The organism is Pseudomonas sp. CFBP2511 (genome assembly GCF_030209255.1).
Classification (GTDB): domain Bacteria; phylum Pseudomonadota; class Gammaproteobacteria; order Pseudomonadales; family Pseudomonadaceae; genus Aquipseudomonas; species Aquipseudomonas avellanae.
Map to the genome: position 1 here is coordinate 98,146 of NZ_JARVSI010000027.1, position 12,808 is coordinate 110,953.

At 58.5% G+C, this 12,808-nt stretch carries 12 protein-coding genes; 9 read left to right on the forward strand and 3 right to left on the reverse strand.

The window, feature by feature from the left end; translation table 11 throughout:
- Positions 1-171: 171 nt before the first annotated feature.
- The 5 genes from QRN38_RS22435 to QRN38_RS22455 all read left to right on the forward strand — a co-directional run bounded on the left by QRN38_RS22435 (position 172) and on the right by QRN38_RS22455 (position 5,412).
- Positions 172-1,083 (forward strand): dihydrodipicolinate synthase family protein, encoded by a 912-nt coding sequence (locus QRN38_RS22435; RefSeq protein WP_007246249.1) that lies wholly within the window; start codon positions 172-174, stop codon positions 1,081-1,083.
- Positions 1,076-2,593, forward strand: coding sequence for an aldehyde dehydrogenase (locus tag QRN38_RS22440; RefSeq protein WP_057417743.1), 1,518 nt, complete (start codon positions 1,076-1,078; stop codon positions 2,591-2,593). Before QRN38_RS22435 ends, QRN38_RS22440 begins: the two co-directional genes overlap by 8 nt.
- On the forward strand, positions 2,590-3,936 hold the full coding sequence (locus QRN38_RS22445; protein ID WP_057417744.1) for an NAD(P)/FAD-dependent oxidoreductase: 1,347 nt from the start codon (positions 2,590-2,592) through the stop codon (positions 3,934-3,936). Before QRN38_RS22440 ends, QRN38_RS22445 begins: the two co-directional genes overlap by 4 nt.
- A 4-nt stretch (positions 3,937-3,940) precedes the next feature.
- A complete protein-coding gene (locus QRN38_RS22450) occupies positions 3,941-4,501 on the forward strand; it encodes a DMT family transporter (RefSeq protein WP_235814515.1) in 561 nt (186 codons plus the stop codon).
- 218 nt (positions 4,502-4,719) lie between these two features.
- The gene (locus QRN38_RS22455; protein WP_005766113.1) at positions 4,720-5,412 is read left to right on the forward strand and encodes a hypothetical protein; all 693 of its coding nucleotides are present in this window, start codon (positions 4,720-4,722) and stop codon (positions 5,410-5,412) included.
- Positions 5,413-5,508: 96 nt separating this feature from the next.
- On the opposite strand, the gene QRN38_RS22460 is transcribed toward QRN38_RS22455, so the two are convergent.
- Positions 5,509-6,696 carry an MFS transporter gene (locus QRN38_RS22460; protein ID WP_024668260.1) on the reverse strand — a complete coding sequence of 396 codons (1,188 nt, stop codon included), beginning with the start codon at positions 6,694-6,696 and terminating at the stop codon, positions 5,509-5,511.
- Positions 6,697-6,821: 125 nt separating this feature from the next.
- On the opposite strand from QRN38_RS22460, the gene QRN38_RS22465 reads away from it, so the two are divergent.
- From QRN38_RS22465 to QRN38_RS22475, 3 genes are all read left to right on the forward strand, one after another.
- On the forward strand, positions 6,822-7,448 hold the full coding sequence (locus QRN38_RS22465) for a TetR/AcrR family transcriptional regulator (RefSeq protein WP_054070635.1): 627 nt from the start codon (positions 6,822-6,824) through the stop codon (positions 7,446-7,448).
- Between the two features lie 68 nt (positions 7,449-7,516).
- On the forward strand, positions 7,517-7,972 hold the full coding sequence (locus QRN38_RS22470) for a GNAT family N-acetyltransferase (RefSeq protein WP_024668262.1): 456 nt from the start codon (positions 7,517-7,519) through the stop codon (positions 7,970-7,972).
- Positions 7,973-8,046: 74 nt separating this feature from the next.
- Entirely contained in the window at positions 8,047-9,906 is a 1,860-nt protein-coding gene (locus tag QRN38_RS22475) for an ABC transporter ATP-binding protein (protein WP_007246256.1), read from the forward strand.
- A 24-nt stretch (positions 9,907-9,930) separates the two neighbouring features.
- Here the strand turns inward: QRN38_RS22475 and QRN38_RS22480 are convergent, their stop codons facing one another.
- Positions 9,931-10,830, reverse strand: coding sequence for an AraC family transcriptional regulator (locus QRN38_RS22480; protein WP_054090743.1), 900 nt, complete (start codon positions 10,828-10,830; stop codon positions 9,931-9,933).
- A 159-nt stretch (positions 10,831-10,989) separates the two neighbouring features.
- On the opposite strand from QRN38_RS22480, the gene QRN38_RS22485 reads away from it, so the two are divergent.
- Positions 10,990-11,748 (forward strand): SDR family NAD(P)-dependent oxidoreductase, encoded by a 759-nt coding sequence (locus QRN38_RS22485; RefSeq protein ID WP_057417746.1) that lies wholly within the window; start codon positions 10,990-10,992, stop codon positions 11,746-11,748.
- A gap of 23 nt (positions 11,749-11,771) precedes the next feature.
- On the opposite strand, the gene QRN38_RS22490 is transcribed toward QRN38_RS22485, so the two are convergent.
- On the reverse strand, positions 11,772-12,752 hold the full coding sequence (locus tag QRN38_RS22490) for an AraC family transcriptional regulator (protein WP_057417747.1): 981 nt from the start codon (positions 12,750-12,752) through the stop codon (positions 11,772-11,774).
- Positions 12,753-12,808 lie beyond the last annotated feature (56 nt).

The following is a 12,808-nucleotide window of genomic DNA, read 5'->3' on the forward strand; positions in this document are numbered from 1 at the left end:
ACGTTTGAAAACACTAAAACGCTGACAGAAAGATGGCCTTGTAAAAAGGACATGCTTGATCCATTACGGGATACCTGCGCCACGACAACCAACCTGACACTTTAACGTGTGCGAGACGGCGAGACGCGCACGCTTATTGATTTCAGGTCATGACTATTCGGAGTAATCCTCTTGAGATTCGAAGGCATCTATACACCCGCGGTGACGCCGCACACGCCTGATGGCGACATTGACTGGGCGGTATTCTCTGAAGTGCTGGAGTCTCTTATAGAGGCAAACGTGCATGGCATTATTATCGGCGGTTCGACCGGCGAATATTACGCACAGACTGCCGAAGAGCGTTTGAAACTCGCCGCTCACGCCAAGGATGTGATGGGTAACCGGGTGCAATTGATCATCGGCACCGGCGCGATCCGCACCGAAGATGCCGTGCTGTTTGCCAAGGATGCCAAGGCCCTCAAGGCCGATGCCATATTGGTCACCACCCCGCCCTACGCATTGCCAACGGATCAGGAAAACGCCATACATGCGCTGACCATCGATCGCGCGGCCAACATGCCGATCATGTTGTACAACTACCCGGGGCGGATGGGCGTGCAAATGAACGAGGACTACCTCGCTCGCGTGGGCAAGTCCAAAAACGTCATTGCCATCAAGGAAAGCTCCGGGGAAATGGGCCGTGTGCATTTGCTCGCCCGTGAGTTCCCGCATATCGCCCTGTCCTGTGGCTGGGATGATCAGGCGCTGGAGTTCTTCGCCTGGGGTGCCAGAAGTTGGGTATGTGCCGGTTCCAATTTCCTGCCCAGAGAACACGTTGCACTGTATGAAGCCTGTGTGATTGAAAAGAACTTCGACAAGGGTCGGCAAATCATGTCGGCCATGATGCCGCTGATGCACGCACTCGACGGTGGCAAGTTCGTACAGTGCATCAAGTTTGGTTGTGAGTTGAACGGTCTGAAAGTCGGGGATGTGCGCGCGCCCTTGCGCCCGTTGAACGCTGAAGACAAAAGAAGTCTTCAAACCGTTATTGCCAACGTTAAGCGCACCGTCGCCCACATTATCTCCGGAGCCAGCCATGCATGATCTTCTTACTGCAGATGAATATGCCGCCATCGCCCAATCGATTTCGTTTCCCTCCAATGCGTTCATCAATGGCGCCTATAAACCCGCGATCTCTGGCGCCACCTTTTCAACCATCAACCCGGCGACCGGTGAGTTCCTGAGTAATCTGGCGGCCTGCCGCGCCGAAGACGTGGATGACGCTGTCAGCAAGGCAAAAAAGGCTTTTGATGACGGACGCTGGCGGCTGCTCGCACCAGGCGAGCGAAAAAGCGTTTTATTGAAATTCGCCAGATTGCTGGAAGACAACCGTCACGAACTCGCCGTGCTGGAGAGCCTCGACAGCGGCAAGCCGGTACGGGAATGCCAACTGGTAGACGTGCCGGACACCATTCATACCCTGCGCTGGCATGCCGAGTTGATCGACAAGCTGTATGACCACACGGCGCCCGTTGGAAACGACGCGTTGACCCTGGTGGTGCGCGAGCCGATCGGCGTGGTCGGTTGCGTATTGCCGTGGAATTTTCCGCTGCTGATGCTGGCCTGGAAGATCGGTCCGGCCCTGGCCGCCGGCTGTTCGGTGATCGTCAAACCTGCCGAACAAACCAGCCTGACCACACTGCGCGTCGCTGAGCTGGCGTTTGAAGCCGGTGTGCCCGCCGGAGTGTTGAACATTATCACCGGGACCGGCAAAGACGTAGGCGAACCCATTGGCCTGCACAAAGATATCGACATGGTGAGCTTCACCGGTTCTACCGTGACCGGTCGACGCTTCCTGCATTACTCCGCCGATTCAAACCTCAAGCGTGTGGTGCTTGAATGCGGCGGCAAGAACCCGGCCGTGGTGATGGAAGATGCCGAAGACCTGGACCTGGTAGCTGAACAAGTCGTCAACGGCGCGTTCTGGAACATGGGCGAAAACTGCTCGGCAACGTCCCGGCTATTGGTGCATGCGTCGGTCAAGGACGAACTGCTTGAGCGCATGGGCGCCTATATTCGCGAATGGAAAATGGGCGATCCGCTGGACCCGCAAACCCGCGTCGGCGCGTTGGTCAGCAGCGATCACTTCGCCAAGGTGAAGTCGTATCTCGACTACGCCAACGCCGACAAACTGGACATCGTCTACGGCGGCGACACCCAGGAGGGGGCTTTCGTCCAGCTGACGGTGGTTGATGGCGTCGAGCGTGACAGCCGACTGTTCCAGGAAGAGATCTTCGGCCCGATCCTGTCCGTGACCACCTTCAACTCGATCTCTGAGGCAATCGCCCTGGCCAACGACACGGTGTACGGCCTGGCCGCATCGGTTTACACCGGCAGCCTGCGTAAGGCGATCAAGCTGTCACGGGAAATTCGTGCAGGTATCGTCACCGTGAACTGTTTCGGTGAGGGCGATGCTTCTACCCCGTTCGGCGGCTTCAAGGAATCGGGATTCGGTGGGCGCGACAAGTCGGTTTTTGCTCACGATCAATACACCGAAATCAAAACCATCTGGATCGATGTGTCTGATCGGTCGGTTGACGAGACCGTAAAATGAACACTCACTCCATCAAGCGCCTGCCGGTCGACACCGGTATTTCGGGTTGGGAGGCGATTTCCACACGCTCTACTCCTGTGCGTACGCTTGATGGAAGCGTGACGGCGGACTGGCTGATTATCGGGGCCGGTTTCGCCGGCCTCTCCGCCGCGCGCAGGCTGGCCCAGTTGCGACCTCAGGATCGGATTGTGCTGGTGGACGCTCACGAGGTCGCCAAGGGGCCCGCAGGCCGCAACTCGGGTTTCATGATCGACGTGCCCCACAGTCTTTCGTCGGGGGAATATTCGGTGGCCGGAGATTCAGCGACGACCCGGGAAATCGCGCAAAACCGCTTCGCGATTGGCTTTGCGGCCCAAGCTGCACGCGACTACGGCATGTCCGCTGAAACCTTCGACCCTTCAGGCAAGATCAACGCTGCGGCTACAGAGCGCGGCGAACGGCTGAACAGCAACTACGCGCGATCGCTCAAAGGGATCGGCGAGGGTTTCGAGCTGTTTGATGCCGCGCAGATGCGCGAAATAACGGGTTCGACTTATTACCACAGCGGGCTCTATACGCCAGGTGCGGTGATGATCCAGCCCGCGCAATACATCAGAGATCTCGCCGCCGGACTGGATGCGCACATCAGCCTCTACGAGCGCTCGCCGATTGTCGAGTTATCACGCTCCGGCGCTGACTGGACCGCGCGATCTCATCACGGCGCAGTGACGGCGCCCAAGGTGATACTGGCAGTCAACGGTCACATTGAAGACTTCGGTCACTTCAAGGACCGGCTGCTCCACGTCTTTACTTACGCTTCCATGACCGCTGGTTACCGTGATGATGAATTCAAACGAGTGGCGACAAGCCGGGAAAGATGGGCTTTACTGCCGGCAGACCCCATGGGGGCAACGGTACGGAAAATAACGATGAACGGGCTGTCGCGGATAGTCATCCGCACCAAATTCACCTATGACCCGAGCATCCAGGTGACCTCAGGGCGGGTCGCGGAAGTCGCAAAGGAGCAACGGCACTCTCTGGATGCCCGCTTTCCTGAATTAAAGTCAACTGCACTGGAGTTCAGTTGGGCAGGACGTCTTTGCTTGAGCATGAACAGCGCACCCGCTTTTGGAGAAATTGAAGAAAACCTGTATTCCGCCTGCTGCGAGAACGGCCTTGGCACCGTCAAAAGCACCCTGGCCGGGGTGATGGCGGCTGAACTGGCGACCGCTACCAAATCGAAATTTCTGGACGACTTCTGCGACACGCCCGGCCCCAGCAAACTACCTCCAAAAATCCTGACACGGCTTGGGGTGAGCTCTGTTATCAGTTGGCAGGCGTTGCGTGCCGGTCGCGAAGGTTAAGCCTGTGGGTGAACCATCGGCCAGTACCGAACGGACTTCTGGCAGTGCCCGCCCACAACTCGGAATAGTTCTCTGCCTGCTTTCAATGCTCACCTTTGCAACGCAGGACGGGATCACCAAGGTGCTGGTCAAAGACCTTCCTGTCGCGCAGATGATCATGGTGCGCTATTGGGTATTCGCGATTTTTGCGGTGGGGTATGCCGCCTGTCATGGCAGTCTCAGGGCTTCTGTACTGAGCGCAAAACCCGGACTTCAAATTACCCGGGCACTCCTGGGAGTGACCGACGTAGTCCTTTTCGCCTTTGGGTTGCGATTTCTGGGCCTTGCGCAAATGCACGCGCTTTACGCAGTGTTTCCATTGATGACGCTGGGCCTTGCAGGGATGATTCTGGGCGAATTCATTGGCCTGCGTCGTTGGATAGCTGCAGCGGTAGGGTTCGCCGGGACCCTTGTCATACTTCGCATGGACATTAGTCGGCGCTTCACTGGTTATTATCGGTGGTTTATACGCCATAAAAGCCTGATCCAGACTGCCGCTTCAAGGCACAGATGGCATGCAAGCTGATTACGCAAGGTGGCAAACACTATCGCGGAAACGTTCAGGGCTTCGTCCATCACATCCATCTGGTGGTACCCACCTGGCCCCTCACTTAACGTGCTTGAACGGCTCAAGTCAGCCCCCTCAGCTAATGGTCCGTGACATCCTCGCGCGGCTCCACTAAATTACGCCCCCCGAAACGCCCAGAGCCTTTCGCGCCTCAAATTCTGAAATAGTGAAATTCAATGCCTGATTCCCAGATCAACGAAGCCCTGACCTCCTCCAAGCTGGAATACGAAAGCGCCATTGGTCTTTCGCAGCACGTGCCGCAGGCCAAGACCATCAGTGAGATGGTGCTTGATGCGTTCCAGACCGCCAAGGAAAGCGAAGAAATCCGCGAGCTGCGTGCCGCCATTCGCCTGGCGCAGGATGAGCACGATGACGACAAAGCCTACGAATTGATGGGCCAACTGAAGCGCCTCAAGGATGCCGAAGCGGCAGACAGCGCGGCACTGGCCGATCTTGGCGCGCAGTTCCCGATCAGCCGGATTCTGTCCAGCTACAAGGACGACCCGGCGTTTCAGGAGCTGGTCTACAGCCTGGCGCTCAAAGTGCTGAACCAGACGCATCAAGCGATCAGCAACCCGTATACCGCCAAGAGCAAGACGACGCGTGCCAAGAAGGAAGCCGAGGTCTACACCATCAGCAAGGACGGCCAGAGCGTCAGCCTGCCGCTACGCACCCCGCGCTCCAACCTGAATGTCGACCGCGAAGCCCTTGAATTCCTCGGTTTCACCTTTGTCGGTGAAGGCGATGCAGCCGAACTGCAGGAAACCAGCTTCGTCGACAATCAAGGCAGCGAACTGCCGGTGACCCGTAAAAACATCGTCACCGCCCTGCAACAGGGCAAGGCGTTCAACGCTTACAGCATTGCCTGATGACTGATCGGCCGGCGACGCGATCACGCCATCGCGGTCGCCTCGCCGACGGCCGTGTGTTGCGCAAAGCGCAGGCCAAGAAGCGTTTCCATCGGTTTACTTTGTAAGCCGATTACCTCCCGCAAAGCCATGAACCCGAGCACGCAACGCAATCACCAGGCTCAGCACTGACAACACAAGCAAGACCCAGGGGAATACACCCACGCCCCAATGCCCAAGCAAAACACCCCCCAACAAACCACCACCGGCAATTGCGCTGTTCCAGACAACCACGTTCATCGAAAGCGCCACATCAGCGCCCTCGCCTGCCGAGTCGGCCAGCGCGGTTTGCAGAAGCGTGGCAGCGCCGCCAAACGTCAGGCCCCAGATAAACACCCCCACGTAGACAGCCGGTGCAGAGCCTGAGAACACGCCCAGAAAAACCGAAACCGCTGCGAAGGTTGCGAGGCTTGCCAACACGGTCTTGCGCAGATGGCGATCAACCAGCCGTCCCGTTACCCAGATACCCGCCAGCGCGGCGATACCAAATGTCAGCAACACCCAATCAACGTCACTCGCCAGTCCGGCCCCGGAAACAAAGGGCGCGACGTAGGTATAAAGAATGTTGTGAGCCAGCATCCAGGTGAAGACCACGCCCAGTACCGAGCGTACGCCAGGAGTGAAGAACACCTGACGCAATGCCATGCGCTGTGACGAGGACTGGCCAGGGTAGTCCGGCACCTTGACCAGCACCCAGACGATCAACAACAAGGTCATCGCCGACATCAATCCGAATGCCATGCGCCAGCCCATAAACCCGCCCAGCCAGGTGCCCAGAGGCACGCCCAGCGACAACGCGATGGGCGTTCCCACCATGGCTATCGCCAGGGCGCGGCCCTGCAATTGCGGCACCACCATGCGCCGTGCATAACCCGCGATAAGGCTCCAGGCGAGGCCCGCAGAAACGCCGGCGAAAAACCTCGCGACCAGCGTCAGCCAGTAATCGGACGACAGCGCCGTGACGGAATTGAACACCAGAAAGCCGATGATCGTCAGCAGCAACACCGTCCTGCGGCGCCAGCTTTGCGTGGCGATGGTCAGCGGGATGGCGGCCAGCAGTGACCCTAGCGCGTAAACGGTCACCATCTGCCCGGCAAACGACGCCGATACCCCAAGGCCCGTGCCGATCTCGGGCAGCAAACCCGCAGGCAGCGTCTCGGTCACGATGCAAATAAACCCGGTCATCGCCAGTGCCAGCAATGCACCGAGCGGGAGTTTTTCGCCCTGCTCTTTACCCATAGCCATTCGATTTCACTCACTAATATACTGATCGGTATAAATATAGGGAGGCGCAACCCGGTAGTCAATGACTTATGTATCGATTAGTATTTAAGTGCTTGCCCGTATTCAAGCTCCTGGAGGAGATCGACATGGCACAAATGGGACGTCCGCGCACGTTTGACCGTGACGTGGCAATTACTCAGGCAATGCACCTGTTCTGGGAGCATGGATACGATGCGACATCCCTTAGCCAGCTCAAGGCCAACATTGGCGGGGGCATCACCGCGCCCAGCTTTTACGCCGCTTTCGGCTCAAAACAGGCGCTGTTCACTGAGGTCATGGAGCGCTACCTCACTACCCACGGCCGAGTCACCGACAGCCTGTTTGATACGACCCTGCCGCCTAGAGAGGCGATTGAACTTACCCTTCGCCGGTCCGCGAAAATGCAATGTGAGCCCGATCACCCCAAGGGGTGTCTGGTATCGTTAGGCCTGATGAGCGCCTGCTCCGAGGAAAGCAAGGCCATTTCCGCGCCTCTGGCGCGGGCGAGAAACCTGAACCGTGCAGGTTTGATAGCGTGCATAGACCGCGCCATTGCCTCAGGCGAATTGCCTGCTACGGTGATACCGGAGACGTTCGCCGCCGTGTTCGACAGCTTTATGCTCGGTTTGTCGACACTGGCACGCGACGGTGTCGCGCATGCCACGCTGGATAGCGCAGTGACTCAGGTGATGGGGCTGTGGGACAGCCTGCGTGTCGTTGCCGACGATCAGTGACACGTCGGTTCAAAATGGCTAAACGCTCCGCTCTGGAGCAATTAAATCCACGCGAGCAAGAGTAGCCAATGGACTGTGTGATTCGAAACGCCGTAAGCACGGATGCAACAGCAATAAGCGCGCTCGTAGTGACCACGCTACGCGAATCCAATGCTCAGGATTATTCGCCGGACATCATCAGGCAAGTGCAGCAGAGCTTCTCACCCTCGGCAATCCTGCACTTTTTGACGTGCCGTCAGGTGTATGTCGCAAGCATTGACGATCATATCGTTGCTACGGCAAGTCTCGATCAAGACACCGTCCGCAGCGTCTTCGTCGACCCAGCCCATCAGGGAAGAGGCATGGGGCGTCAACTGATGGCGACGCTCGAAACGGTAGCCGCGCGCAATGGAGTGGAGCGGTTGCGTGTGCCGTCATCGATCACGGCAGAAGGGTTTTACCTTTCTCTGGGCTTTCAGAAAGTCACGGACGAGTTTTACGGTGCCGAGCGCACAATCATCATGGAAAAAGCCCTGCGCGGTTAGTCAACTGCGCCTTAAAAACCCTCAAAGCACGCTTTAAATGCCAGAATCTTCACTGGTTCGTTTTGGAGATCACCATGCTTCGCGCATTTGAAAAATGGCTCGACCCCTTCCCGCCCGACGAAGTGCCGCCGCCGCCTGACGGTCTGACGCGGTTTCTGTGGGCCTGCACGCGGGGCGCACGCGGCTATGTGCTTGCGCTCGCACTGCTCAGTGCTGGCGTGTCGATTTACGAAGCCTGGCTGTTTTCGTTCCTCGGGCAGGTCGTGGACCTGCTCTCGACCTGGCAGGCCGGCGGCGATGCGGCCTTGCAGGAAAGCCGCGTGCTGTGGAGCATCGGCATCATATTGCTGACCAGCATTGCGCTGGTGGCATTGCGCACCATGGTCCAGCATCAGGTATTGGCAATCAACCTGCCACTGCGGCTGCGCTGGGATTTTCACCGCCTGATGCTGCGGCAAAGCCTTTCGTTCTTTTCCGATGAGTTCTCTGGCCGGGTCACGACCAAGGTGATGCAGACCGCGCTGTCCGTGCGCGATGTGCTGTTCACCATCATCGAGATCGCGCCAGGGATCGGCGTGTACTTCATCGCGATCATCGCACTGGCCGGCGGCTTTGACCTGAAACTGATGCTGCCTTTCATTGCCTGGATCGTGTTGTTCGGGCTGGCCATGCTGTACTTCGTGCCGCGTCTGGGCAAGGTCGGGCAAGAACAGGCCAATGCGCGGTCATCAATGACCGGGCGTATCTCGGATGCCTACACCAATATCACCACGGTGAAACTGTTCTCCCACTCCAAACGCGAAGCGCATTTCGCACGCGCGGCGATGGAGGATTTCAAGCAGACCGGCTTGCGCCAGATGCGCCTGGTCAGCCAGTTCGAGATCGTCAATCAGGCACTCGTGGTCGCGTTGATCATGGCTGCGGGCGGTTATGCCCTGTGGCTGTGGCATCAGGGTCAGGTCGGCACCGGCGCGGTGGCGGCGATTACCGCCATGGCATTACGCATTAACGGCATGTCGCACTGGATCATGTGGCAGATGACCTCGCTGTTCGAGAACATCGGCACCGTACAAGACGGTATGGCAACCCTGACCCGCGGCCCCAAGGTGCAGGATGCACCTGACGCGGCAGTTCTGAAGACCACCGGCGGCGCGGTGAGCTTCGACAATGTGGGCTTCAACTACAACGGCGAACGTCAGGTACTCGATGGCCTGAACCTGAGCATTCGTGCAGGCGAGAAAATCGGGCTGGTGGGTCGCTCCGGCGCCGGTAAATCCACGCTCATCAACCTGCTGTTGCGCTTCTACGACGTGGACAAGGGCGAGATTCGCATCGATGGGCAGAACATCGCGCACGTCACCCAGGACAGTCTGCGCAGCGCCATCGGCATGGTCACTCAGGACACGTCCCTGCTGCACCGGTCCATTCGCGACAACATCGCCTATGGCCGCCCGGATGCAACCGACGAACAGGTTCGCAGTGCCGCAGCGAATGCCCAGGCCGACGGGTTCATCAGCCAGTTGAGCGACAAGCAGGGTCACAGCGGCTACGACACCCTGGTGGGCGAGCGCGGTATCAAGCTTTCGGGCGGCCAGCGTCAACGTGTCGCGATTGCCAGAGTGATGCTGAAAAACGCTCCGATCCTGCTGCTTGACGAGGCTACCAGTGCCCTCGACTCAGAAGTCGAAGTGGCCATTCAGGAAAGCCTCGATGAAATGATGCAGGGCAAGACCGTAATCGCCATCGCCCATCGGCTGTCCACCATTGCGGCCATGGACCGGCTCATTGTCATGGATGACGGGCGCATCATCGAGCAAGGCACTCACACCGAACTGCTCGCGAAAAATGGTGTGTATGCGCGGTTGTGGCATCACCAGAGTGGCGGATTTCTGGGGGAGGATCAGGGCGTGGCCGAGCCCATGGACCAGGCATGAGCGTGAATAGCCTGTAGCGGCCGTTTACGCCCCGGTGGGCGTGCCGATCGCCTGGCGTATCTTGCGCACATCGCGGGCAGGCGATACACCGAATTGCCGCAGGTATTCGCGGCTGAACTGAGAAGCGCTTTCATAGCCGACCGCAAACGCCACGTCGGATGCGCGATGCTCGCCAGCCAGCAACAGCTGGCGAGCTTCCTGCAATCTGAGTTGTTTCTGATACTGCACGGGGCTAAGGCCCGTCATCGACAGAAAATGGCGATGCAGGCTGGCGCGGCTCATGCCGCTTGCATCACACAACGCCTCAATACGAAGCCGGGCATTGTAGTTATCTCTAATCCATGCAACGGCTCGCCGAATGCTGCCCAGCGCGCCATCGGGTTGCGCAATCTGCCGCAACAGCCGCCCTTGAGGCCCTTGAAGAAGACGATAGAGCAACTCCCGTTCGACCATGGGCGCCAGAATCGGGATATCGTCAGGCGTGTCGAGCAATGACAACAAGCGCAGCAAGGTGTCTCGCAGCGGCGCGCTCATCGGGTTGATCGTGATGCCAATGCATTTCTGCTCCCGCTCGCGAACCGCAGGCATGCTCGCCGCCAGTACCGCCAATAAGGCCGGGTCCAGCACGAGCGATACCGCAACATAAGGTTGCCCGTCTTCGGCATCAAGAATCTGCCCGATCAAAGGCAGGTCCAAGGCGCTGATCAGGTAGTGCTCGCTGTCGTAGCTCAGAAGATTGTCGTTGATCGCAACGCGCTTCGACCCTTGCAGGATGAAGCAGATCATTGAGCGATACAGGCACGGCGCCTTTTCGGTAAAGCCCTGGCCGACGCAGATATCCACCCGTGGGATCGGCGTCGCGGTCAAGCCCGGTGGCGAATGGCGCAGGGCGATGTCGAGATGCGGTGCGAGGTCATTGTTCATGCCGTGATTATGCATGCGCCCGGCCGCTACTCAAGCTGATTGAGACAATCAGGCAATCAATTGAGCGTATTGGGCGTGGGTTGCAAGCCGCTGATTGCCTATCTTGAGCGGGTCAGGAAAGCGCCGAAAGGCGCGCCTAAACCCAACAGAGATAAACCCATGACCCAGCAAATCGCACTCATCACCGGCGCTAGCCGTGGCCTTGGCCGCAACATGGCCCTTCAACTCGCCAAGCGCGGCGTGCACATCATCGGCACTTACCGCAGCGGCGTGGCACAAGCCCACTCGTTGAAGCAGGAAATCGAGGCGCAAGGCGGAAAGATTGCGCTGCTGCCCCTGGACATCACCGAAACCGCCAGCTATCCGGCCTTTTCAAGCGCCGTGACTGAAACGTTGAAGACCGAGTTCGCCCGCGAGCGCTTCGACTTTCTCGTCAACAATGCCGGCAACGGCCTGTTCGCGAACTTTGTCGATGCAACCGAAGAGCAGTTTGCCTCACTGGTCGCCACGCACCTTCGCGGCCCGGTTTTCCTCACCCAGAAGCTGTTGCCGCTGATGGAAGACGGTGGCCGTATCCTTAACGTTTCCTCAGGCTTCGTGCGTTTCACCCTGCCCGGCTACAGCCTTTATGCCGCGGTAAAAGCGGCGCTGGAAGTGCTGACCCGGTACATGGCCGTAGAACTCGGCTCGCGTCAAATTCGGGTGAATGCTATTGCCCCTGGTGCCATCGCAACCGATTTTGGCGGCGGCGCAGTGCGCGACAACAAAGACGTGAACGCCTATGTAGCACAAGGCATCGCTCTGGGACGTGTCGGCCTGCCGGCTGACATAGGCGCAGCGGTCGCCGCGATTCTGTCCGATGACATGGCCTGGGCCAACGGCACGACGTTTGATGTTTCCGGTGGGCAGTTGCTTTAAAAGCTGTTCCTGTTGCGAAGCGGCTAGTCGTGCCGCCCGCCAGCTTCCCGGGCGTACTTGATGTCTCTGGAGGGTGGCGCTCCGAAGCGCCGGGCGTATTCGCGACTGAACTGCGCGACGCTTTCATAGCCCACTCGCAGCGCGGCGGTGTTCACGTCAACCCTCTCGGTCAGCATCAGGCTGCGCGCGGCTTGCAACCGTAACGACTTTTGATACTGAACAGGGCTGGTGCCGGTCAGCTTGCGAAAATTGTGATGCAGCGTCGAACTGGCCATTCCCGATAGCTGAGCCAGTTGAGCTACATGCAGCGGCTCGTCGTAGTGAAGTTTCAACCACTCAATGGCCCTCACGATGCCTTTGTCTCTGTAACCATCGCGCGTCACGCTGCGTAACCACTGGCCAGCGCAACTCAGCAACAACCGGACACATATCTCCCGCTTGATAAGGTCCGACATCAAGCCTGCTTCCAGCGGCTGCCCGGTCAGCGCGGAGAGTCGAGCGAAGGCGTCGAGCATTTCACTTGATGCCATGCCAGACGCAAAGCCTCGGGCCTCAGGTGTCGCCTCTTGCTTCAGCGGTGCCTGGGTCTGGATAACGTCGTTGAGCATGGAAAGATCGAGCTTCAACACAATGGATAAATAGGGTGTCTGCTCGCTGGCGGCAGTAACGCGAGCCAGCGTCGGAATATCGACCGATGTGACGAAGAAAGACCCTTGCGCAAACTCACAGGCTTGCTCGCCGAAGGTGATCTCCTTGGCGCCCTGCAGAATGATGGCCACACAGGGCTCGTAAATGCAGTAGGTGGGCGTGGCCAGTTTGTCCATTCGGTAGAAGGTGAGGTCTGGAATGGACGTTTTGCAGACGTCGTTCAAGCCAATCTGCGGGGTGACCTTTCCGATAAGCCGCTTGAGTGCCTGGAGGCGTTCATCGGGCTCGGCGGGTGCACGCGAAGTCAGGGAATGCACAGGGTTCAAACCGAACTGCGAGATGGAACTGCTCGTCATCACATGCGCCCCTTTTAACCGAATGTTCGAGTCTGCTGAGAGTGCGTGCTCAGCAC

What these genes read in the sequence shown, in the direction of transcription:
- QRN38_RS22475 (WP_007246256.1), top strand. Translation starts at nt 8,047, where the DNA reads ATGCTTCGCGCATTTGAAAAATGGCTCGACCCCTTCCCGCCCGACGAA.
- QRN38_RS22455 (WP_005766113.1), top strand. Translation starts at nt 4,720, where the DNA reads ATGCCTGATTCCCAGATCAACGAAGCCCTGACCTCCTCCAAGCTGGAA.
- QRN38_RS22460 (WP_024668260.1), bottom strand. Translation starts at nt 6,696, where the DNA reads ATGGCTATGGGTAAAGAGCAGGGCGAAAAACTCCCGCTCGGTGCATTG.
- QRN38_RS22485 (WP_057417746.1), top strand. Translation starts at nt 10,990, where the DNA reads ATGACCCAGCAAATCGCACTCATCACCGGCGCTAGCCGTGGCCTTGGC.
- QRN38_RS22440 (WP_057417743.1), top strand. Translation starts at nt 1,076, where the DNA reads ATGCATGATCTTCTTACTGCAGATGAATATGCCGCCATCGCCCAATCG.
- QRN38_RS22490 (WP_057417747.1), bottom strand. Translation starts at nt 12,752, where the DNA reads ATGACGAGCAGTTCCATCTCGCAGTTCGGTTTGAACCCTGTGCATTCC.
- QRN38_RS22480 (WP_054090743.1), bottom strand. Translation starts at nt 10,830, where the DNA reads ATGAACAATGACCTCGCACCGCATCTCGACATCGCCCTGCGCCATTCG.
- QRN38_RS22470 (WP_024668262.1), top strand. Translation starts at nt 7,517, where the DNA reads ATGGACTGTGTGATTCGAAACGCCGTAAGCACGGATGCAACAGCAATA.
- QRN38_RS22465 (WP_054070635.1), top strand. Translation starts at nt 6,822, where the DNA reads ATGGCACAAATGGGACGTCCGCGCACGTTTGACCGTGACGTGGCAATT.
- QRN38_RS22445 (WP_057417744.1), top strand. Translation starts at nt 2,590, where the DNA reads ATGAACACTCACTCCATCAAGCGCCTGCCGGTCGACACCGGTATTTCG.